Genomic DNA, 22,418 nt, shown 5'->3' with positions numbered 1-22,418 from the left:
TCTCTTCATTCTACATTTCAACCTGTCGGTTCTGAAGTCTACAGTTTATAGCTTTCTATTTTGCTTCATTCGTCTTTTTTTTGCTCAAAATATAACGAATAAGTACAAATACAAATTTAAAATCATGAAGTTAATATCATTATTCTTAGCAACGTTGGTATCGCTGTTATGTCTGAAAAGTAAAGCACAGCAAATCTCTTTCAAGACAGAGTACCTTGGAAATTCTGGTTACTACTATCTGCCACCGGGTGAGAAACCAAAAGAAAAAATCGGTGATGGTAATGGCTCCGCCATGGTTTACCAGGGAGCGGTCAGTATTCCGCTATCTGTGAAAATGAATGGGAACAATCGTCCGACTGCTTGGGGCGTTGGTCTTGGCGGGGCATACGTTTCGTTGAAAAACAAAGACTTCAGGGACGACATGGTTTCAGAAATCATGAATTTACAATTGGGCGTTTATCATCTACGTCCGTTGAACGACAGATGGTCTATGCGGGCAAGTGTAGGAATGGGGATATTTACTCCCTCTACTGACTTTTCCAAAATCAGTTTCAAAAACGTGCTCGTAAGCGGAGGCGTTATTTTTATCCACCATCTGAACCCTAATCTGGATATTGGCGGAGGTGTGGCTATAAATAGCTCTTTAGGTTATCCGATGGTATTTCCTGCCGTTTACGTTAAGTGGAAGACCAATGGAAAATTTGACGTAAATGTTGAATTGGTCGATGGTTTGGAAGTGTCGGCAGGTTATGATTTCAATGACAAATTCAAACTATCATATGCCCTTGAGATGAACGGACAGGTCGCACTGTTGAAAAAGGATGGAAAAGATGTAATATTCTCACACCAGTATATTGTCACGGGGTTCCGTCCCGAAATAAAGCTTGGTAAAAAAGGATTGTCGATGACTGGTATGGCAGGGTTAAACTTATACCGTCCTGCATCTTACAGCGATAGGACTTTGAAAGGGGTGTTTGCAGGTGATAATGATTATTATTTTTCTGTTTCCCCGTATGCGTCTGTTGGTTTAAAAATGAAATTTTAATCTATGAAAATGAAGCAAGTCTTACAAACTGTTGCATACAGAAGTGTCTATACTGTTGCCTATGCCCTGAGCCTGCTACCTATGGCGTTTCTGTATGCGATGGCTTCTTTTACTTTTTTCCTTGCTTATTACATTATTGGATACAGGAAAACAGTAGTCATTCAAAATATTGCACGTTCCTTTCCTGATCACCAATATGGCGAAATTCACGCCATTGTAAAAAAGTTCTACGTTTGCTTTGCTTCCTATTTTGCTGAAATTATAAAAAATATCTCTACTCCGGCGGAAGCTCTTGATAAGAAAATAATATTTGAGAATTTAGAGTTAATAGACCAATATATAAACTCAGGGCGAAATGTTATTGCCTGTTTGGGACACTGTGGCAATTGGGAAATGCTGAATTTTATACCATATAAAATGCGCCACGAAACCTATGCAGTGTACAAGCCGCTCAAGTCTGAAGTGATGAACAGACTGATGATTAAGCTCCGGTCACGTTTTGGTATGAAATTAATACCTGATAGGGCAGTTATACGCCATATTTTATCTAAAAATTCAGGCCCTGCCGTCTATCTTTTTCTCTCAGACCAATGTCCACGCATAAAGGAGGAAAAATACAGATTTACTTTATTGAATCAGGAAACATATGTTTTTTCAGGTATGGAGAAATTGGCTCGCGTGGGTCGAACGGCAGTTATCTATCTGCATATTACACAGCTCTCAAGAGGCAATTACAAAATAATCTGTATACCTATATGCTCCGTAGCTGAATCTGTGAATGAAGGGGAAATAACAAAAAAGTATGTCGATTTATTGGCAGAAAATATCAAAGAAGAACCCTACGGCTGGCTATGGACACATAAACGATGGAAAAGATAAAATTATGAAATATATAGTAGTAGAAAACAAAGGACAAAAAGAGGAGGAATTACATTACGATATTGCAGATTTCTTATGGAACAGTGGTAACGAGGTATATATTAGAGATAATAATGCAACAGATTTTCAAAATATTTCAGACAAACAACGGATTAACTCTCTCAAAGTCAATTTGTCCAGTTTTTGATCTCGCCACTCTCCTCAATCCAAATTTCTAAATAAACATCCTCCGATATAGGTTTCCCTTTGTTTTTAATAATATCAAATCTGAGGCTTTTTAATGCTTTGAGCATGGTACTGGTACAATAATCGTATTCTTTTCTTTCCTGCCGGTCAATTTTTTCCTCTAACTCATACCTAAGCATATTAATTTTCGAAATCTTACCATACTCGTCGATTGTTATCAAATACTTTTCAGAGCAATCACAGTCATCTGAAGCCTTCCATTTAATCCTTTTGAGTTTTTCAAACAAGATGTCAGGGATTTTAACTTTATACTCTCGATTGATGGCTTTAGGGTCGTCAACATAATTATTTATATTCTCAATATTTGATACATTCCCGTTAGAAATATGTAGTATTTTCTCCTTCTCATAAATAGTACTAAAAACGCCATCCCATCTTACTATTTTATTTGTTAACGGAAAATTTAGATCGCCAGAAAACCAACTAATGAATACTTTGCCATTCGTAAGCCTATCTCTAAAAATTGCCTGCATCTTTTTAATTGAAGTACTTTTATCTAATAACGTCTTTCGAAGGCTGCCACAATCGATAATATCCGCAAGAAAAAGACTATCATTCTCTATTTTATAAATAGCTTGGTAACCTCTCCAGCAATTAAACGATCCTCCATCACGGAAACTCAAACCAAATAATTGTTCCCGATCAACATGCTCGTACTTTTGCAGATATTGTTCAACCAGCAAATTATAGGTCGCAATAGTATCATTTTTATAAATGATATAATCCGGTAATTGTGGACTGGCCAAAATACTTAAAGAAGAATGCATTAAAATAACAAGCGCTATACATCTTACTTTGGTTTGAATAGAACGTTGCATATAAAGTCAGATTAGCAATTCAAAAATTGTCTTTACAATATAGTGACCTTTTTAAAATTCTCAGTAAAAATAAAAGCTTCAGGTTAATAGGTTTGAGTCTTTACAATCGTAATTGACGGATTTATTTTCTAAACAGAACATTTGTACAGGGGCTTGTAGCCTGTAGGAAAATAATGATGCGATTATTTGTACTTTTTTATTAACCCAAATATAAAACGTACTGAACAATTAAGGCACAGGTTTTGAATAACTTAGGGCACAACTAATTAAAATCGTATGACAACACAAGAAGTTGCTGACAAATTGGTACAGCTATGCCGTGAAGGTAAAAATGATCAGGCCATTGAAGAGCTTTATGCAGAAAATGTGATCAGTAAAGAGCCCAAAGGGTCAGACATGGAACTGACCGAAGGTAAAGAAGCCGTTAAAAACAAAACCCTTAAGTGGGAAGAAAGCGTAGAAGAAATTCACAGCGCCTCCTGCTCAGACCCTATTGTTGTGGACAGCCATTTTGCAATCGTTATGAATATTGATGCCACTTATAAAGCGCATGGAAGAATGGCGATGAGCGAGATCTGTGTCTATGAAGTAAAAGACGGAAAAATCGCCTCAGACGAATTCTTTTACAGAATGGGTTAAAAAAGAGAAGGGTTCCGGTAACCAGCCAGAACCCTTTATTATCAACTAAACCTAAACTTATAAATACTAACCAAATATTTATATGACAAATTTAAAGATGCTTTATTAAACCCGTGTTAAATCATCGTGAACTGTTAAGGATAATCAAACCATAACATAGAGCTACCAGTAAGTTAAAACAGTATGATTTATTTTGCATCAAATTGCAAGACTATATTAACATGGAAAAAACACAATTAAAGGTCAGCACAGATCTGCAAAAATTCATTGAAAAATTCGAGCCAAGCAAATTTAAAATGATGACAAAAGGCATTGAGATCAGGGGAATCAACGACATGCACCGAAACATTACCCAAGCTAAAGATCTGATCGAAAGGTTAGATTTGAAGCTCTTCGTTTCGCACAATGCAGAAATGCTGAGTTATGGCGCCTTTGAGGTAAACTTCATATAAAAGTATAAATCCCGCTCTACTTTCGTAAAGCGGGATTTTATTTTAATGAATCTTTATACTTTTAATTGCTTTGTCAAAAGCGTAATCTTTAATTCCCGGCACTTTTAGTCCCTCAGCACGAAATACCGTAAGATCTGTCATACCTAAAAACCCAAGAAAAGCTTTTAAATAAGGTGCAACAAAGTCGTTGGCTTTCCCGGGTCCTTCTGAATAAACTCCTCCGGATGACATGGCTACATAAACTTTTTTTCCGGTAACCTTTCCTATAGGGCCGTTTTCACCATACCCAAAAGTTATTCCTGCCCTCGTAATATGATCAATCCATGCCTTTAGTGCCGAATGAATAGTAAAGTTAATCAGTGGTGCCCCAATTACGATGATGTCTGCAGCGAATAATTGTTTAACTAAACGATCAGAAAGTCGGATAGATTCCCTTTCCGCTTCAGTCAGCTGATCGCTGGGAATATAAGAATGCATGAAGGACTTCAGGTTTAAGATGTGGTATTTCAATATCGACCAGATTTAATTCCTCAACTGTGCTACCTGGATACTTTTCCTGAATTTCCCCGATGATGGCATGACCTAGTTTAATGCTGTACGATGTTGCACCTTGTATACTTGATTTTAAATGAAGGATATGTTTCATAAATTTATTGATTAGTTATCAAGAGCAAAACTAGGGCTACCAGGTGATAAAAAGTTAGTCGTTACCCAAAGGTAAGCGCTTACATCGGGGTAAGTGACTATCTTTGCTGTTATGAAAATCATTAAAAATCAGCCATTACCATGCAAGGCAGAATGCGAAGGATCGCTTAAAAACATTCTTGATGCATTATACGTGCTTAATGGGAAATGGAAGTTGGCTTTGATCCTTTCCCTTGTACAATCGTCCCAGCGTTTCAATGAGATTCAGAATGAAGTCACTGGGATATCCTCCAAGGTCTTAGCTAAAGAATTAAAAGATTTAGAATTGAATGACTTTATCAAACGTAACGTGTATCCTACCCAACCGGTAAGTATTGTTTACGAAGCAACCAGTTATAGCCTGACTTAAAAAAATGTGTTGACTGAACTTAGTGCCTGGGGTGAACAACACAGGGAAAAAATTAAACAAAGCATGCGGAAGCAGTCTTGAATAGGAAAATTTGTTAATTTATTTTTCATATACTTTCAGATCATTACATAAATGGGTATTATTAATACAATAACTAATAATTGATTGCACTTATCAAAATTTTATTTAGGTGTATCACTTCGTGTCGCCTTGTCGTCGGCCAGCAAGACTGTCCTAATCCTTTCAATGTGCACTTGCATCAGGGTGGTCCGTTCCTTTGACATCTTTGCAGGTGCCCCTGTCTGGCTTTTAGCCATCGTAGTCAGCAGGTTCCTTTTTTCCTCAAACATGCGCAAAGCGGTCCACATGGTTTCCTCAATCTTACTGGTTTGTTCTGCAAGCAGCGAAGCCGCTGTATACGCATGGCCAACATGGCAACGGAACCTTAGTTTTGAGCCTTTTGTTTCTATTTGCCACAAAACACCACCACAGCCAGGACAGTTAAACGGTACCTGGTCACCTAAAGTATTTACGGCGTTCAGGTCACTGACCACCCTTTCCGCAATTTTTCCCTCGATAAGCAGGTCTTGGGGAACGGGGAAATTTCCACCGGTCTTTGTTGAGGCTAGACGTACGAGTATGCTTCCTATTTCGGCCAATGGAATGCAATAATCTACCTTCATCTGATTCAGGGCATTCTCAGGCATATCGGGATACTCTGCATCCTTAGGGTCCTGTACTATTGTTATCCCACCGCATCTTTGTACAGCACTCAGACCTGATGTACCATCATCAAGATAGCCGGTAAGGATAATTCCGATTGTTTTGTTCCTGTAATGGATTGCGGCCGAACGGAAAAGCGGATCAATGCCTGGCCGGGAACGGTTTTCGGCGGCACCCTTTGTTATTAACAAACGGTCGCCTTTATCGACCAACATATGATGGTCAGAAGGAGCAAGGTAAATATTGCCCGGTTTGATGCTGTCACCGCTTCGTGCATGCTGGCACGGAAGTCTTCCATGCTGCTTCAACGAATTCAAAAGTACGTCACCGCTGGCGTCAGCGGAAATATGCTGTACGATCAACAATGGTGCAGGGAAATCCAGCGGTAGCTGACTGACTAACCCGGACAAGGCTTTCAGCCCGCCGGCAGAAGCACCAATAACAACGATATGTTTGATCTTTGATTTTTTCCCGGAAGTTTTTTCGCCAGACATAAGACAAATTTACGATAATAAAACTCTACTATCTATATTATTCGTCGTTGGCTAGTTTGCGAGGCATAGTTGATGGAGAGCCTAAGAAGCCATCCGTATTCGATACATAGGGAAAATCGGTTGCTAAGCCAACACAAAACCCATCATAAAGATGGGTTTTAATTGTTTAGACAGCTATATTTTTAGCATTTATTATTGTAGCCCGCAGGGGAATCGAACCCCTATTTCCAGAATGAAAATCTGGCGTCCTAACCGGTAGACGAGCGGGCCATTTTCTGCCTTTCAGCGCTGCAAAGGTAGTATTCTCAGCTAATCATCCAAACTTTTTTTGAAAGTTTTTCCCTAAAATCTTACCACCTTCTCCGATCATTCTGATCATCTTGCACTTAGGCTAAAGATGAGCCTTAGCTCATCTTTAGTTTCTTTTCAATATCGTTTACGTAAGCCCTAAATTTCTTGTCTGTCTGGATTAAATCCTCTACAGTCTGGCAAGCATAAATTACAGTCGAGTGATCTCTTCCTCCAAAAAATGCACCGATAGTTTTTAGTGAACTTTTAGTCATTCCTTTAGCAAGGTACATGGAGATCTGACGAGCCTGTACAACCTCACGTTTACGAGTAGGCGCTTTAAGCAAGTGGACAGGTACTTCAAAGTAGTCACAAACCAATTTCTGGATGTAATCCATAGAAACCTCTTTAGTCGTGTTCTTGATGAAGTTTTTAAGCATAGATTTAGCCAATTGCAAATCTATCTCTTTCTTGTTCATGGTCGATTGTGCCAATAAAGATACCATCGCTCCTTCTAGCTCACGTACGTTGTTGTCAATGTTATGTGCAACGTATTCTACAACCTCATCTGGTAAATCAATACCATCAGCATACATTTTCTTTCTCAGAATAGCGATCCTTGTCTCTAATTCTGGTACCTGTAGATCAGCTGAAAGGCCCCATTTGAAACGACTTAAAAGACGTTCTTCCAATCCTGATAAATCTTTAGGTGCTTTATCAGAAGTAATGATGATCTGCTTTCCTGACTGGTGTAAATGGTTAAAAATGTGGAAGAAGATATCTTGTGTCTTTTCTTTTCCTGCAAAGTTGTGTACATCATCCATGATGATTACATCCATTGCCTGGTAGAAGTTCACAAAATCATTGATCGTGTTGTTTTTCAATGATTCTACAAACTGCTGGCAGAACTTCTCACAAGACACATAAATTACCAACTTGTCTGGTAAGCTTCTTCTGATCTCATTACCGATGGCCTGAACCAAGTGAGTTTTACCTAAACCTGATGCTCCGTAGATCATCAGCGGGTTAAATGATGTAGCACCTGGCTTTGCTGCTACAGCGTGTCCGGCCGAACGTGCCAGACGATTACAGTCTCCCTCTACATAGGCCTCAAAAGTATAACTTGCGTTCAACTGAGGGTCTACATTCATCTTCTTCAATCCCGGAATTACAAAAGGATTTTTGATGTCCCTATTGATGTTTACAGGAACCGGCATTGACTGCTTCCTGTTGGTAGATCCGTTACCATTTGACGGCATGTTGGTTGTGTAGGGCAAAGCACCATTTGTTGTCGACTTATCTACAACGATATTATACTCTAACCTACCTTCATCGCCGAGTTGTTGTTTTACAGTTTTTCGCAGCAAGCCTACATAATGCTCTTCTAACCATTCGTAGAAGAACAAACTAGGTACCTGTACAGTTAAAACCCTATCTTCCAGCTTAAGGGCTGATATCGGTTCGAACCAGGTTTTGAAGCTCTGGGCCGGGATATTATCCTTTATAATTTGAAGACAGTTATTCCATACTTGTGTACAAGTGTATTGCATATTTTTCTTTAATATTTTGTGGTTTATAATAATAAAACGATGGAAAGACCAGTCGTTTTGGGAGTGCGAAGATGATAAATTTTACTAACATTAAGTTATAAAATCTGACCTTTTTTATAACTCGCTCTACTGCAAAAGAATAGAAATCACTCCCAACAAACCTCCTGTTGATAACTCCGAAGAGTGTGCAAAACTTTCACCATTTCATCAGCTCCATCATCCTTAAAAACTCGGATTGAACCGGAGCTTTCAAATCAATTTGCAGTCCGCTTACCGGATGTTTAAAGCTCAACTCAGAAGCATGGAGTAACATGGTGGTCATCTCCCATTGCTCTTTAAAAAACTTATTCTGTTTATTACAACCATGCTTCCTATCTCCTATAATAGGGTAAAAGATATGCGCAAAATGTTTACGCAACTGGTGCATACGACCTGTAGTAGGTGTTGCCTCTACCAGAGAATAGCGGGAAGTTGGGTGTTTTCCCAAGGCCACATCAATTTCGGCACGTTTTAAAGTAACAAATGAGGTAAAGGCTTCCTGGATTGCGCCGTTCTCTTTAACAAGCGGATAATCGATATCTAATTGATCTGGGGCATAGCCACGGAGTATGGCCAGGTACTTCTTGATCACCTCCCCATTTTTAAATTGTTGATGCATGGCGATCTCTACATCTTTATCGAAGGCAAACAAAAGTAAGCCTCCTGTTTTTCTATCTAGTCTATGTACCGGGCTAACGTGTCGGCCAACCTGGTCTCTTAATAGCTGTAAGGCAAATTCTTTGGCATCACTGGCAATTGATGACCGGTGTACAAGCAATCCATGAGGTTTATTGATCGCAATTAAATGGTCGTCCTGGTATACAATTTCAAGCATTTATTTTTTTGCCACGAAGGTAAGGCTTTTCCTCCTATTTTGCGATCCAGGCTTCAGGATTCAATTTCGTTTGGCCCCTCATAATTTCAAAATGCAATATTGGCCCATCTTCCTTCGAAGCAACAATCCCTAATGTTTGTTTCGTTTCCACTTTATTACCTTTAGCAACATTAACAGTTTTTAAGTTTTGATAGATGGTAAAATAATCACCATGACGTATGGCCACGATATAAGTGCCATACAGCTCCCTTACAAACAATACATCCCCCTCAAATACAGCTTTAACGGCTGCTCCTTGCTCTGTAAGAATATTAATCCCATCATTGGTGTAATGTGCTTGTCCTTCCGTATGGTTACCAAAACGCTCTACAATCGAATACTGACCCACAGGCCAAGGTAAACGACCCCTATTATTTTCGAAGCCCGCAGAGAGCTTGGCCGACTCTGGCGAAGCCGTTAAATAATTACTAGTAGTTTTTTCTTTGGTCACCGGTACAGGTCTGCCTTCTGCAATCGCCTTCTGCGCAGCCAAACGCTCTTCCTCTTCTGCTTTTTTACGAGCCAATTCTATCTCACGTTGAATCGCATTTCTAATTGCGCGGTCAATTTCTGCCTGCTTGCGTTTCTGCACAGCAATATCTTGTCTAAACTGCTTTTCCTGTCTACTGAATTGATTCAGCATCTGGGCTTGTTCAGTTTTATTCTTGCCGAGCTTTACTTTTTCATGTTCTTGCTCTGTCAGCAAATTACTCTTCGCTTTTAGATTCTTATCCAATACCACAATCTTATACTCAATTTTCTTCTGAGTTCCCTGTATGTAGTCGGCTTGTTTTTTACGGTATTGACCAAATTGCTGGAAATACTTAATCCGCTTATAAGCTTGATTAAAGCTCTCAGAAGCGAAAATAAACATCATTTTATCGTATGCATTCTTGTTTCTCTGCGCAAAACGTACCATTCCGGCGTATTCATTCTTTAACTGCCCCAGTTGGCTTTTTAAAGTATGTACCTCATTAGTGTTTTCGTGGATTTGATTGTCCAGATTCTTCACTTCAGAGTTGATAACAGCAATTTTATTCTGCATCAGCCTAATCTTGCTGTTGATGGCCCTGATCTGCCCCATAGTCAACCGCTTGCTACTCGAAGTCTGATTAAGATTTCGCTGTAGCAAATCAATTTCACGCTGGATAGCCTCCTTGTTCCGCTTCAGTTCAGAACTGGTTTGGGCAAAACTGGCAGTGGCAACGGATATAAAAAGGAATAATAAAAATAATCTCTGTAGCTTCATTGTGTAATCAAAAATAGCACATTCAGGCTATCCAAACAAATTGCTGCTCAAATATCTGTCGCCTCTATCACATGCAATGAACACAATCAGACCAGATTCCAGCTCTTCACAAAGTTCTAAAGCACAGGCTAAAGCCCCGCCACTGCTCATTCCAGCAAATATACCTTCCACTTTTGCCAACTCACGAGCTTTCTCCGTTGCCACCTGTTGCGAAACATCCATAACACGATCTACTCTGCTTGCATCATATATTTTAGGTAAGTACGCAGCTGGCCAACGACGGATACCAGGAATTGAAGATTCTTCTGTAGGCTGGCAACCCACGATCTGTATCGTAGGATTTTGTTCTTTTAAAAACATAGAGTTACCCATGATGCTACCAGTAGTCCCCATAGAGCTCACAAAATGAGTGATCTGCTGTTGTGTATCCCGCCATATTTCTGGACCTGTAGTTTTATAATGCGCCAGGTAATTATCTGGATTTGCAAATTGATCTAGTAAAAAATACCCATGGTTATCCCGCTGTTCTTCAGCGTAATCACGACAAACTTCTATAGATTCTAATAAGGTAACTTTGGCACCGAAAGCTTCCATTGTTAAAGTCCGTTCTCTGGTAGAACTTGCAGGCATTACCAATTCAATCTCGAGACCATAAATACCGGCGATCATCGCCAATGCAATACCAGTATTTCCACTGGTTGCTTCGATTAATCGGGTTCCCTTTTTAATTTCTCCACGCTCCATCGCGCTTCTGATCATATTTAAAGCAGCTCTATCTTTTACACTTCCACCCGGATTGTTGCCTTCCAGCTTTGCATATAGCTTCACATTTGGGTTCGGATTTAACTTAGTGATCTCTACCAAAGGGGTATTCCCTATAAATTCTACAATGTTTCCCATTTTTATTTGGTGTCTTTTGTTTCTATAACTTTTATGGACGATTGGTTGTATACTGTTGATCCGGCAGGAACACTTTTAGTTAGCCATACGTTTCCGCCAATAATAGAGTTGGCCCCTACTACAGTTTCTCCACCTAATATTGTCGCCCCCGAATAAATAATCACATGATCTTGAATTGTAGGGTGTCTTTTGGTGTCGGCCATATATTTTTCAACGCTCAAAGCCCCTAAAGTTACTCCTTGATACAATTTAACATGGTTACCTATCACAGTTGTTTCACCAATTACCAATCCCGTTCCATGATCAATATATAGATACTCACCTATCAAAGCTCCGGGATGGATATCTATCCCGGTAAGAGAATGACCATATTCTGTTAATATTCTTGGTACCAGTGGCACATGCGCATTTAACAAAACATGTGCAATTCTATATAGTGCTATGGCCAGAAAGCCTGGATAGCTACGTATGATCTCAAATTCGTTCTTTGCGGCCGGATCCCCACTTAAAATAGCCGCGATATCCGTATTCATCTTTCTATACAACTCCGGAAGCCCCTCAAAAAAGGCGGTAACGATTCCTTCATTGTTAAAGTCCTCGCATGCTTTAGTCGCATTTAACAGCCTGACTAACTCCTTTTCTTGTTTTAAAAACAAGCGTTTGATTTCGTTAATTGAATAATCGGGCGTGGTTAAACGCTCCGGATATAACAAATTCATCAGGTTTATAGCCCAGTCTGCAATCTCCTGATTAGAAGGCACTGGCTCAATCCTGTTCTGTTTATTAAAAATGTGAAGGTAAAATTCCTCGTTCATTGTATGGTGGTTAAAGCGTTAATTTAATCTTACAAAGAAATGAAATTAATAGTTATTTAACGAGCCGGTATTTCTTCCAGTACATCTAAAAGAAAGTGCCAGAACTTATTAACCGATGAGATCTGTACCCGCTCATCTGGAGAATGCGCTCCATGTATGGTTGGCCCAAAAGAAATCATATCCATGCCTGGCAAATGTGCACCCAATATACCACACTCTAAACCAGCGTGACAAGCATTTACATTCGGTTCGGCATTAAAACTCACTTTATAAAGCTTAGTCATTAACGACAAAATCTCCGAATCCGCATCAGGTTTCCAGCCTGGATAATCTCCGCTAGTGGTTACTGTACTGCCCATATTCTCCAATGCTGCACCTACCGCTATCGTTACATCTTCTTTAGTGCTTTCTACACTGCTGCGCTGCAAGGATTGGGTAATAAACTCACCGTCTTTAATGATAATTTTGGCCAGATTAGAAGAGGCTTCTACCAGATCAGGAATATCAGGACTCATCCTAAAAACTCCGTTTGGCACTGCATACAAAGCATTGATGATCTTATGGTAATCTTGCTTATCTAAAACGTCTACTGGAACTTCAGTTTCTGCGGCACTGATGTTTAAAGCTGGCTCGATAGATTGATATTCGGCCTTTATAAGTTCAGAGAAATCAGCAATAAAAGAAAGAAATGCCGCTTTCTGATTGCTTGCAACAGCTACAACAGCATTGGCTTCACGTGGTATCGCATTTCTTAAACTACCACCTACAAAAGTGCTCAGTTGCAGATCTAATACCTTGTTGCCATTATATAGCAAGCGATTCATTAGCTTATTGGCATTTGCTCTTCCTTTGTGAATATCCATACCCGAATGTCCCCCCAGTAATCCTTTAATCGAAACTTTAAAAGCGATACTATCCTGAGCAACAGAACGGTGTTTATATCTATATACCGTTGTCGTATCTATTCCACCGGCACAACCAATGGTTAACTCATCGTCTTCTTCTGTATCCAGATTTAATAAGATAGTCCCAGATAAATTGGTCGGATCAAGCTGTTTGGCACCAGTCATACCTGTTTCTTCATCAATAGTAAACAAGGCCTCCAAAGCGGGGTGAACAAGATCATCCGCAGCCAAAATAGCCATAATGGTGGCTACACCTATCCCATTATCAGCACCCAAAGTAGTTCCTCTTGCTTTTACCCAGTCCTCATCTACATACATATCGATGCCCTGTGTTTCAAAATCAAAGTCGCTATCGCTATTTTTCTGGTGAACCATATCCAAATGCGATTGAAGAATCACAGTTTGTTTGCCCTCCATATCTGCGGTTGCCGGTTTTTTAATCACCACATTGCCTACATGATCTCTATAGGTTTCCAAGCCCAGCTGATTACCAAAAGATACCATAAATTCTATGACACGCTCCTCTGCTTTTGAAGCCCGGGGAATGGCATTCAATGCTACAAAATTACTCCAAAGTGCCTGTGGTTCTAAATTTCCTACTTTCATCGCTCTAATTATACCTGTATTTAAACAAAGCTAGAAAGTTAAATGAATTTAAGATTTAATCACAACTAAACATGTTATTTATATGGCAAAAAAGAACAGTGTGTTAACTCATCGATGGAAATGATATCCCCTTAATCTTTCTAAATAACTCTACTGCGTAAATATCAGTCATACCAGATACGAAATCCAACACGCTTTGAATTTTAGTATAAGGATCTGTCTGCTGCGTTAAAAACTGTTTAGGGATCAGTTCAACTAATTTCTTATGATATTTTGATTCGTTTAAAAGGTAGGCCGGAATAAACTCTTCTAATAAACCACCCATCACCTGATAGCCCGCCACCTCAATTTGCACTACAGATGAATAGTTGTAAATCTTTTTAATTGAGACTTTTTCGATCTCTTTCATTACAGAAAGAAATGGCTCTTCAATGGCATCCATCAAACTTTGGTTAAAGTCACCATCCAAAATAGTTTGCTGCTGATTAAAGAATACTTCAGAACATAAACCGATCAATGTGCTAATAGATTTTGCCCGCATCAAGGTGATTTTAGCATCGTCGTCTTCCATTTCTGCCAATCGGGCAGGCATCTTTTCGTCTCTACACAAAGGCAACAATAACGTTTCCACCTCTTTGTACGAAAGGATTTTTAAACGATGTGCATCCTCAAGGTCGATGATGTTGTAACAAATATCATCTGCAGCCTCTACCAAATATACCAAAGGGTGTCTTTTATAGATTAAAGGAGATTCCTGTACTTTTATCAAATCCATTTCGACAGCGATTTTCTCAAAACCGCTTTGCTCTGATTGGAAGAAACCATACTTTTTAGTAAAAATATGCTGTTTATCGTGTCCAGCTACCGACGCGCAAGGATATTTCGCAATGGAAGCCAATGTTGCATAGGTAAGTGCAAAGCCGCCTGTGCCCTTTCCCGCAAAGGGATGGGTTAAAATGCGCAAAGCATTTGCGTTACCTTCAAAATGAATCAGGTCTTCCCACTGCTCAGCTGACACCTGATCTTTGTAAATCTTACCATCACCGTCGGTAAAGTAATGAGAAATGGCTGCTTCACCAGAATGCCCGAAGGCTGGATTACCCAAATCATGTGCTAAACAAGCTGATGCAATGATGTTACCCACCTCACAAAGCAAAGGACAGGTATCATCAATTAAAGGCTCCTGATCTTTCATCTTATTATAAAAGATGGTGCCCAGCGAGCGGCCTACACTGGCGACTTCTAAACTATGCGTTAATCTATTGTGTACAAAAACACTACCTGGTAAAGGAAAAACCTGCGTTTTATTCTGCAGTCTTCTAAAGGGTGAAGAAAAGATAATTCTGTCGTAATCGCGTTGAAATTCTGACCTTGATTCTTTCTGGTTGCCAATAAATCGATCTTCATTTCCCCAGCGTTTAGACGACAATAACTTTTCCCAAACCATATATTTAATTTCCTTTTAATGCTTTATTGTTAAATAAACGCGAAGGTAAGTATTTAATGCTACCTTACCCGCTTAAATATTCCATTGGAAAAGATCTTTGACCAGCTTATTGACAGCTTTATAGAAAACAAAGTAGGTATTGCAGAAAACTTTTTAAGTACAGATTTGTCAAAGCACCTGATCAACAACCTTAAAAGCTTGTTTAATGACAAAATGATGCTTTCTGCAGGTACCGGCAATGACACTGTTGTGGTGCACGATAAAATGTACCGCAGCGATAAGATATATTGGCTGGATCGCGAGCACAACAATATTCATGAGAATAGCTTTTTTAATTTGATGGATACTTTTATAAGCCATCTAAACCGTACCTGTTACACTGGGATTACAGGTTATGAATTTCATTATACCTTATACGAAAAGGGCGCTTTTTATAAAAAACATGTAGATCAATTTCGCAATAACGAGGTAAGGCAGTATTCTATGATCATGTATTTGAATGAGGACTGGATAGAAGAAGATGGCGGAGAACTCTGTATCCACCATCTTAATCATTTGCAAAATATCTCACCAGTGAGCGGGAAAAGCGTTTTCTTTAAAAGCAGCGAACTGGAACATGAGGTATTGATGACCAATAAGTCAAGAATGAGCATTACCGGCTGGTTAAAAATCAATTAGTTTAGAGATGCCATATCAATTACGAAGCGGTAATGTACATCCCCGGCTAACGTGCGCTCATAAGCTTCGTTGATCTGGTCGATATTGATCAGCTCAATATCCGAAGTAATGTTATGTTCGGCACAGTAATCCAGCATTTCCTGAGTTTCTTTAATGCCACCAACAAGAGAACCAACCAGGCTACGACGACCACCAATCAATTGAAATGCAGAAACCTCAGATGGTTTTGGTGGCGCTCCCAATAACACCATTACCCCATTCGTTTTTAATAAAGCCAGGTATTGATTGTAATCATGTTCTGCAGAAACAGTGTCAATAATAAAATTGAAGCTGCTACCCATTCTTTTCATATTGTCTGGATCTGTGGTCAGCTCAAAATGATGCGCACCTAATTTCGCTGCATCCTTCTCTTTGTCCTTAGAACGACTCAATACAGTTACATCTGCCCCCATTGATGCTGCAATCTTCACAGCCATGTGGCCCAATCCGCCCAAACCAACTACGGCAACCTTATCTCCTGCTTTTACATTCCAATGTTTTAGAGGAGAGTAAGTGGTAATTCCTGCACATAACAATGGGGCTACTTTTTCTAATGGCAATTTATCAGAAATGTTTAAAACGAATTTCTGGGTGACTACGATATGTGTTGAATAGCCGCCATAAGTGATGGTTTTCTTATCTTGTAAAAGGGAGTTATAAGTTTGAGAAACCCCATTCTCACAATATTGCTCATTGTGTTCCTTGCAATTGCCACAATGACCGCATGAATCTACAAAGCAGCCAACACCTACGGTATCACCAACTTTAAACCGGCTTACATCTGACCCGACACGGGTTACCTTACCTACAATTTCATGTCCAGGAACAATTGGATACGTCGTTCCAGCCCATTCATTACGTGCGGTGTGAATATCAGAGTGGCATACTCCGCAATACAATATCTTAATTTCTACATCATCTGCTAGAGGTTCGCGACGATCAATCTGGAAAGGCTCTAGTGGTTTTTCTGCGCTTTTAGCGGCATAAGATTTTACTGAATTCATGTTTTTTATGATTACGAGAAATGATAACAAAATAAGGCGATAATTGTTGTAGCTTTTTAACAGATTATTCTCCGCGTAATGACCGCAACGAGAAAGCTGAGCCAGCACCAAGTACTGCACCTGCCGCCACATCTGTAGGATAATGTACCCCTAAATACAAGCGGGAAAAGCCGACAGAGCTTGCCCATAAAAAAGATGGCGCTATGACATACCATTTGGGGTAAGCCTGAGAAAGTGCCGTTGCTGTGGTAAAAGCCGTAGAAGTATGTCCTGATGGAAATGAATATTGTCCAGGCTGATACACCGCTTTAATCTTCACATTGGCTAAAAATGGTCTTGGCCGCTTTACGACCTTCTTAATCAGCAGGGTAAAGAGCGCATTTACAGCCGAACTACTGGCCACATACAATGCATTTTGCCGCATGGATTTATTGTCATTGATTACCCCTGCTGCAAGTAGGCCCACAGGCACACCAACATTTACCCAATCGTTGTGATCAGATATAAAAAGGAAAACGCCCGTTTTTTCAGGAGTTCTTGTTTCCGACAGGTTGATCAATACTTGATCATCGAATTGCTGTAATTTACTTTGCGCCTGCAGTTGGAGCGGTAGTATTACCGGGAAGACAAATACGAACAGTAGTAAATTTCTAAAGTAAAGGCTTTTCATAGTTAAAAACGCTTAGCGGCAAAATACTAAGATTTAATAACAAATATACATTTAGATGAATAAAGGACGGGACGGGTGGGAGCCGCCCCTATCCAAACCTAACGCATTATTTCTTCAATCCCTCTCTAAGTGCTTCCCAGAGTGGTTGTTTTAATCGATTATACTGTGGCGCATATACATGTACTACATCAAACAGCATCACCCCACCTGATGCATTCGCCCTAATGTATTTAATGGTATTGCTAATCGCCTGTTGGTTAGGCCAGTCAACATTCCCCATATCTATACTTCCATATAGCGGCATTTTATTACGGGTAATGTATTTACCGCCTTTTAAAGAGCCTTCCACACTCCACCAATGATAGGCTAAGCCTGCCGTTGCCGGGTTATCAGCCAACATCAACTGGGTAAAATAATTACCTGTCATAATCAAATCCAATTGCTCTCCATATCCGGTTTTATTGTAATCCGGATAAGACCAATCAAAACGCAACTCATTGTCATTAAAAGGATCGTAGTCCTGACTTGCCCAGTTTACCCCTACCGAGTAATACGTAGTGTACCATGCGCCTACATAAACACCAAACTTCATATTCGGCTTCACACTCTTAACTGCGGCTTTAGCCTTTACAAAAAAGTCATGAATTACCGTAGCACGATATAACAACCAACGCTTATAGTACTTCCCGGTCACATTTGGTGTCACTACCCCGCTTACAATTTTCCAGCTTTTAACAATATCTAATGGAAAATCCATACGCTTTGCCTGACTATCATCGTATTTCGTTTCCAGAAATTTGATGAAATCATTTTTGCTGTAGTCAGAAAAATCGGCATTGATATCTGTATAACGTGCATAATCAAGCAGTAAACCATCAATATCATATTTAGCCACGATTTCCTTCACGATGTTAAGGGCGCGCTCCTGCACTGCCGGGATTGCCGGGTTTACAAACCCGTTTTTACCTGTGGATACGATAGGCACCCGTTTTCCGGTTTCATCGCATACGATAGACTGGTACTGGTCTCTCCATACCGCATCTTCATATACTTTACCTTTACCTGCAGATCCCTCTACAAAGGTTACAATCGAAGCATAGATCTTAAATTTTCTTTTCTTTGCTTCGGCAATCATAAAACCAACATAATCCACCCCCGGAGTAAAAGTTTTACCATCCATACTGGTGAGTTGGGGAGCATAATTACTTGGATACATGGTATATCCGTTTGATCCTTTTACATCTAGTACCAAACCAGTTACGCCAACGTCCTTAAGGGTATCCAGCGTTCTACGAATCTTTGCGGTATCACTAAATCTACCATAAGTACCAAAAACATTAGAACGCGCATCTACCCATGCAATGGCCTCATTGCGGCGCATAGTATCGGGTCTGATCTGCTCCGTTTCATCCGGCAGCGTATTTTTTGCCACATTTGATTTTTTACAGGCGGTAAAACCAACCATCAAAACTGCAGACCATGCGAATATTTTATAAACAATCTTCTTCATCAGATTTATTTTTTAGGTTCATCATAATTAGCAGCTTACCGACTAACCAAAAGCGATAAGCTGCAGGGTATTAATTGAGATATTAAGGAGCGTATTTTGTAAACTCATGTGCGATTATACCACCATTGGTAAGCAGCATATACAATTGCAAGCGTTCTTTATCAGCCGAAAGTCCAAAACACACATCACCGGTCCCGTTGCTATTTACGGTAGCCCCTAAAAACTCTTCAGAATTGTAGATGTTAAAACTGCGGTACCTTGGATCAGCAGCAGATAGATTGATCTTTGAGCTCTCCGTTACATCATACAAGCCAAGTATGGCATTGTTGTAACTGGTTGTTTTTACAAACTTCTGAACAGCAAGATATTTGGCGTTATTAAATATGATGTAATCCGTAGCAAAATGGAATATACCAAATACAGCCACCTCATTGGCAAAACCTACACTTCGCTCATGTGTAACCCCATTTACCAAACCGATCTCAAATTGATAATTGATAAAATAGTCTGTATTTGCATCTGTAGAAACTGGTTGTGCATCGGCCTGATAGCCCATAAAACTGGCCGCCCCACCTGTAACTGATTTATAAGTAATCACATCAGGTGTATTGTTAACAAGTACCCCGTTTACAATTCTCCATTTGTAAATGATCGAAGACTGTCCGCCAGTACTCATAATCACCGCATTGGTTTCTACATTTCCATAGATATTCAGTCGTCGTCCTACTCCACCATCGCCAGTTATTCCAGCAGGGTTATTGTTGGTCCAATCTATGATTTTTACAGGAGTAGCATCAACATTAGCCCATTTGTAAACAACAAACTTGGCATTTTTACCTGCAAAGGTGGTACCTATTAAATTGCCTTCCGAGTCATTTACAATTTGCATGGCCAATGCACTAAATGGCAATGCCATATTTTTAATGTACACACCGGTATGCCTGTTAAACACCCTGTAAGTCGCTGGATTTGTCCGAACAACTGTAACCAGATAATCACCCGACACTGCCATTGCCGACTCATTGTTAGTTGTAAACCCTAGTTCGGCAGCCGTTTTACTCCATAACCTTCTATTGATACCTACACCATAATCCAATTTAACTGGTTCCGCAGCTTTTAGGGTATAAGTCTTTTTCTTGCCGTCAACACCAGTAATGGTTAAAGGCAAATTCTGCGACAAATTGATACTAGCTCCACTTGCGATAGAACTTGTAGAGTGACTATTGATCTCCAGATTTAACGTGGCAGCAGATAGATCTACCCCAGGCAAGATATAAAATAACACATCGTCGCCTTTAATTACCGCCTCTATTTCTTGTGTTGAAGAACCAGTCTGATACAGCACTTTTGCTTTGGTGATGGATACATCTCCTACCTTTTTACCTACCACTACAAATGACCTGACTTCACCCGATCCTGAAGTAATGTTTATTTTAAAGGGTTTCGATACATCCTGAATAACACCCAATGCAGGTGTTACCATTGCATCTGAGGGTACATTAGACCTCAGGATTATTTTGCTAAGGTCTACCTCATTATCCGAATTAACAGGATAATAATATGGCATCTCAAAATAGATGCTATCCTTATTGGCACTATAAATGGGTTCAAACAAACGGCTACTCCCCATTCCTTCAATAGTACCGTAAATATCGATCAGGTCGTTCTTGGTATTAGGAACCACCTTTTCTGCCTTTTTACAGGAGTTAAGCACGAGGCCTGCCAGTGCTGTAACTATAAAAACCAATGATAATCTCTTCATCATTAAAAGTTTAATATTATAAAAAATACTACCATCCCTTAATCTGGGTAATTGCATTGTTCCTTAAAATCTCGTCTAGCGGAATTGGAATGTAATATAGCGCTGGCGTAAATTGACGATCTGTGTTGTCTACAGAAACCGTAGTATAGGTAAATGATGCTCCGTTTGGTGCGCCCTTATGGCCAGTAAACTTTACATTGTTTAACACGATGTGTGCTTTCCGCCATCTTCTAAGATCCCAATAACGGTGCCCCTCAAATGCCAGCTCCACTTTACGCTCATGCTCTACAGCCCGCATTAACTCTGCAGGGGTTTGAGAAGGTGTATTTGGCAAACCTCTTTTGTTTCTCAGGGTATTTAATGATGTTTTTGCACCAGTGATGTCATTGATCTTAGATTTGGCTTCCGCATCAATCAACAACACTTCTGCATAGCGCAGTTCCATCCAGCTTTGATCACTTTTATTCACTACGATCTCGGTATTCAATGGATCCAGAAACTTCTTGGCATAATAACCGCTCACTGTCTTTTTAGGATCGGTGGATGCACCATATTCTGTAATCCCTTCAACAGCATCGGCCGGCGTTGTATTTATCGTACGCCCTTTCCAGCTAGACCCGTTAAACAGTATAGTCGCATTAAATCGTTGTTCCCTATTTACATAAGGATTGGCAGCCATTGTAGGGTTCGACCAGGAAAAGGTTGAACCGTCACTCATTTCAAATTCGTTTACCAATTCTGCAGTGGGCACACCATAAACCAACACTTGCCCAGGTGCATCCTTTGGCGGAGCAAAACCCAGATCATATTGATGGGTAAATTGTGGGCGAATAAAATCGATTTTAAAGATAGCTTCCTTGGTGTTTTTATTAGTAAAAATAGAAGCGAAATTTGCTTCAAGGTCGTATAAACCTTCCCCAGCCAGTTTCTTCACTTCGTCCGCCGCTTTAGATGCATTGGTATAATAAGGAATGGCTTTTGCAGTCGGCACACCAGTTAATGGATCACTGTTAAACTGCTTTTGGTCGTACTCGGCAATAGATGCTGCATACAACCATGTTCTGGCCAACATTCCATAAGCTGCACCCTTTGTCACCCGGCCCGTATTTGCACTATCCCATGTTTTAGGAAGGTATTCTGCTGCAAAGGCGAAATCTGCGGCTATAAAATTCCAGCAATCATCTTCACTAGAACGCTGCTTGTCTTTTTCACTGGTCAATTTATCCAGCAATATCACACTGCCATGCAATTTCACCAACCAGAAATAAACATAGCCCCTGATAAAACGTGCTTCGGCCTGAAACTTCAGCTTAGTGGCTTCATCAAGCCCCTGTGCTTTGGTATCCAATCCTTCCAGAAACTCATTTAAACGACGGATTCTAATATACCCGTTCGTCCAATAATTTAACATCGGCCCGGCTGCACTCACTCTCGAAGCATCTGAAGCCAGGATATTAACCGTTCCATTACCAGAAACACCCGATGAATATTTCATGATATCCGTTAATGCATCAGTGGCATTGTCGTAACCGATAGGAAAAGTACCGAATTTAAAGGTTCCAAACTCAGCATACATCCCTATAATGTAAAGACGGATGTTTACAGGATTCTGGTAAACAGCTACATCGGTATATTTATCTAATGGATCAATATCTATTTTACACCCGCTCATGGCAAGAATTGCACCTGCGATGAGGAATGATTTTTTTAATGTTTTTAAATATGCTTTCAT

Annotated in this window: 22 protein-coding genes and 1 tRNA gene; 6 read left to right on the top strand and 17 right to left on the bottom strand. The window is 39.9% G+C overall.

Annotated elements, in window-relative coordinates:
- Nucleotides 1-124 precede the first annotated feature (124 nt).
- Complete coding sequence (locus EZ444_RS22655) at nt 125-1,045, top strand: DUF6268 family outer membrane beta-barrel protein (protein WP_131611643.1); 921 nt, start codon at nt 125-127, stop codon at nt 1,043-1,045.
- 9 nt (nt 1,046-1,054) lie between these two features.
- On the top strand, nt 1,055-1,924 hold the full coding sequence (locus EZ444_RS22650; RefSeq protein ID WP_225874819.1) for a lysophospholipid acyltransferase family protein: 870 nt from the start codon (nt 1,055-1,057) through the stop codon (nt 1,922-1,924).
- Nucleotides 1,925-2,091: 167 nt separating this feature from the next.
- On the opposite strand, the gene EZ444_RS22645 is transcribed toward EZ444_RS22650, so the two are convergent.
- Entirely contained in the window at nt 2,092-2,988 is an 897-nt protein-coding gene (locus EZ444_RS22645; RefSeq protein ID WP_131611639.1) for a hypothetical protein, read from the bottom strand.
- 276 nt (nt 2,989-3,264) lie between these two features.
- On the opposite strand from EZ444_RS22645, the gene EZ444_RS22640 reads away from it, so the two are divergent.
- Together EZ444_RS22640 and EZ444_RS22635 are read left to right on the top strand one after the other, a co-directional pair.
- Nucleotides 3,265-3,627 carry a nuclear transport factor 2 family protein gene (locus tag EZ444_RS22640; protein WP_131611637.1) on the top strand — a complete coding sequence of 121 codons (363 nt, stop codon included), beginning with the start codon at nt 3,265-3,267 and terminating at the stop codon, nt 3,625-3,627.
- Between the two features lie 221 nt (nt 3,628-3,848).
- Nucleotides 3,849-4,079 carry a hypothetical protein gene (locus EZ444_RS22635; RefSeq protein ID WP_131611634.1) on the top strand — a complete coding sequence of 77 codons (231 nt, stop codon included), beginning with the start codon at nt 3,849-3,851 and terminating at the stop codon, nt 4,077-4,079.
- 42 nt (nt 4,080-4,121) lie between these two features.
- Here the strand turns inward: EZ444_RS22635 and EZ444_RS22630 are convergent, their stop codons facing one another.
- On the bottom strand, nt 4,122-4,556 hold the full coding sequence (locus tag EZ444_RS22630) for an FMN-dependent NADH-azoreductase (protein ID WP_262711274.1): 435 nt from the start codon (nt 4,554-4,556) through the stop codon (nt 4,122-4,124).
- Nucleotides 4,522-4,725, bottom strand: a complete 204-nt coding sequence (locus tag EZ444_RS27780; RefSeq protein ID WP_262711273.1) for an NAD(P)H-dependent oxidoreductase — start codon at nt 4,723-4,725, stop codon at nt 4,522-4,524. The genes EZ444_RS22630 and EZ444_RS27780 overlap by 35 nt, the downstream gene beginning before the upstream one ends.
- Nucleotides 4,726-4,836: 111 nt before the next feature.
- Here EZ444_RS27780 and EZ444_RS22625 point away from each other — a divergent pair, with 111 nt between their 5' ends.
- Nucleotides 4,837-5,133, top strand: a complete 297-nt coding sequence (locus EZ444_RS22625) for a winged helix-turn-helix transcriptional regulator (protein WP_225874818.1) — start codon at nt 4,837-4,839, stop codon at nt 5,131-5,133.
- 182 nt (nt 5,134-5,315) lie between these two features.
- Here EZ444_RS22625 and EZ444_RS22620 read toward each other — a convergent pair whose 3' ends face one another.
- The 9 genes from EZ444_RS22620 to EZ444_RS22580 form a co-directional block, all read right to left on the bottom strand.
- A complete protein-coding gene (locus EZ444_RS22620; RefSeq protein WP_131611632.1) occupies nt 5,316-6,350 on the bottom strand; it encodes a chemotaxis protein CheB in 1,035 nt (344 codons plus the stop codon).
- Nucleotides 6,351-6,548: 198 nt separating this feature from the next.
- Nucleotides 6,549-6,620, bottom strand: a tRNA-Glu gene (locus EZ444_RS22615).
- A 134-nt stretch (nt 6,621-6,754) separates the two neighbouring features.
- Nucleotides 6,755-8,188 carry a chromosomal replication initiator protein DnaA gene (dnaA, locus tag EZ444_RS22610; protein WP_131611630.1) on the bottom strand — a complete coding sequence of 478 codons (1,434 nt, stop codon included), beginning with the start codon at nt 8,186-8,188 and terminating at the stop codon, nt 6,755-6,757.
- Between the two features lie 196 nt (nt 8,189-8,384).
- Complete coding sequence (locus EZ444_RS22605; RefSeq protein ID WP_131611628.1) at nt 8,385-9,062, bottom strand: pseudouridine synthase; 678 nt, start codon at nt 9,060-9,062, stop codon at nt 8,385-8,387.
- A 34-nt stretch (nt 9,063-9,096) separates the two neighbouring features.
- Entirely contained in the window at nt 9,097-10,350 is a 1,254-nt protein-coding gene (locus EZ444_RS22600) for a murein hydrolase activator EnvC family protein (protein ID WP_131611626.1), read from the bottom strand.
- 27 nt (nt 10,351-10,377) lie between these two features.
- Entirely contained in the window at nt 10,378-11,250 is an 873-nt protein-coding gene (gene cysM / locus EZ444_RS22595; protein WP_131611624.1) for a cysteine synthase CysM, read from the bottom strand.
- Between the two features lie 2 nt (nt 11,251-11,252).
- On the bottom strand, nt 11,253-12,065 hold the full coding sequence (gene epsC / locus EZ444_RS22590; RefSeq protein WP_131611622.1) for a serine O-acetyltransferase EpsC: 813 nt from the start codon (nt 12,063-12,065) through the stop codon (nt 11,253-11,255).
- 56 nt (nt 12,066-12,121) lie between these two features.
- Nucleotides 12,122-13,576, bottom strand: coding sequence for an aminoacyl-histidine dipeptidase (locus EZ444_RS22585; protein ID WP_131611620.1), 1,455 nt, complete (start codon nt 13,574-13,576; stop codon nt 12,122-12,124).
- Between the two features lie 103 nt (nt 13,577-13,679).
- Nucleotides 13,680-15,023: a deoxyguanosinetriphosphate triphosphohydrolase gene (locus EZ444_RS22580; protein ID WP_131611618.1), complete on the bottom strand. Its 1,344-nt coding sequence runs from the start codon at nt 15,021-15,023 to the stop codon at nt 13,680-13,682.
- 84 nt (nt 15,024-15,107) lie between these two features.
- On the opposite strand from EZ444_RS22580, the gene EZ444_RS22575 reads away from it, so the two are divergent.
- Nucleotides 15,108-15,701, top strand: a complete 594-nt coding sequence (locus EZ444_RS22575) for a 2OG-Fe(II) oxygenase (RefSeq protein WP_131611616.1) — start codon at nt 15,108-15,110, stop codon at nt 15,699-15,701.
- On the opposite strand, the gene EZ444_RS22570 is transcribed toward EZ444_RS22575, so the two are convergent.
- The 5 genes from EZ444_RS22570 to EZ444_RS22550 form a co-directional block, all read right to left on the bottom strand.
- Nucleotides 15,698-16,744, bottom strand: coding sequence for an NAD(P)-dependent alcohol dehydrogenase (locus EZ444_RS22570; protein ID WP_131611614.1), 1,047 nt, complete (start codon nt 16,742-16,744; stop codon nt 15,698-15,700). The two genes, EZ444_RS22575 and EZ444_RS22570, sit on opposite strands and share 4 nt — an antisense overlap.
- A 64-nt stretch (nt 16,745-16,808) precedes the next feature.
- Nucleotides 16,809-17,414: a phosphatase PAP2 family protein gene (locus EZ444_RS22565; RefSeq protein WP_131611612.1), complete on the bottom strand. Its 606-nt coding sequence runs from the start codon at nt 17,412-17,414 to the stop codon at nt 16,809-16,811.
- Between the two features lie 106 nt (nt 17,415-17,520).
- On the bottom strand, nt 17,521-18,924 hold the full coding sequence (locus tag EZ444_RS22560) for a family 10 glycosylhydrolase (protein ID WP_131611610.1): 1,404 nt from the start codon (nt 18,922-18,924) through the stop codon (nt 17,521-17,523).
- 82 nt (nt 18,925-19,006) lie between these two features.
- Nucleotides 19,007-20,689: a DUF5018 domain-containing protein gene (locus EZ444_RS22555; RefSeq protein WP_165503700.1), complete on the bottom strand. Its 1,683-nt coding sequence runs from the start codon at nt 20,687-20,689 to the stop codon at nt 19,007-19,009.
- Nucleotides 20,690-20,714: 25 nt separating this feature from the next.
- On the bottom strand, nt 20,715-22,418 hold the full coding sequence (locus tag EZ444_RS22550; RefSeq protein WP_131611606.1) for a RagB/SusD family nutrient uptake outer membrane protein: 1,704 nt from the start codon (nt 22,416-22,418) through the stop codon (nt 20,715-20,717).

Origin of the sequence: Pedobacter hiemivivus (assembly GCF_004331685.1) — a bacterium.
Taxonomy (GTDB): domain Bacteria; phylum Bacteroidota; class Bacteroidia; order Sphingobacteriales; family Sphingobacteriaceae; genus Pedobacter; species Pedobacter hiemivivus.
Note: the sequence above shows the minus strand (reverse complement) of the source record. Positions and strands in the feature narration are given on the sequence as shown.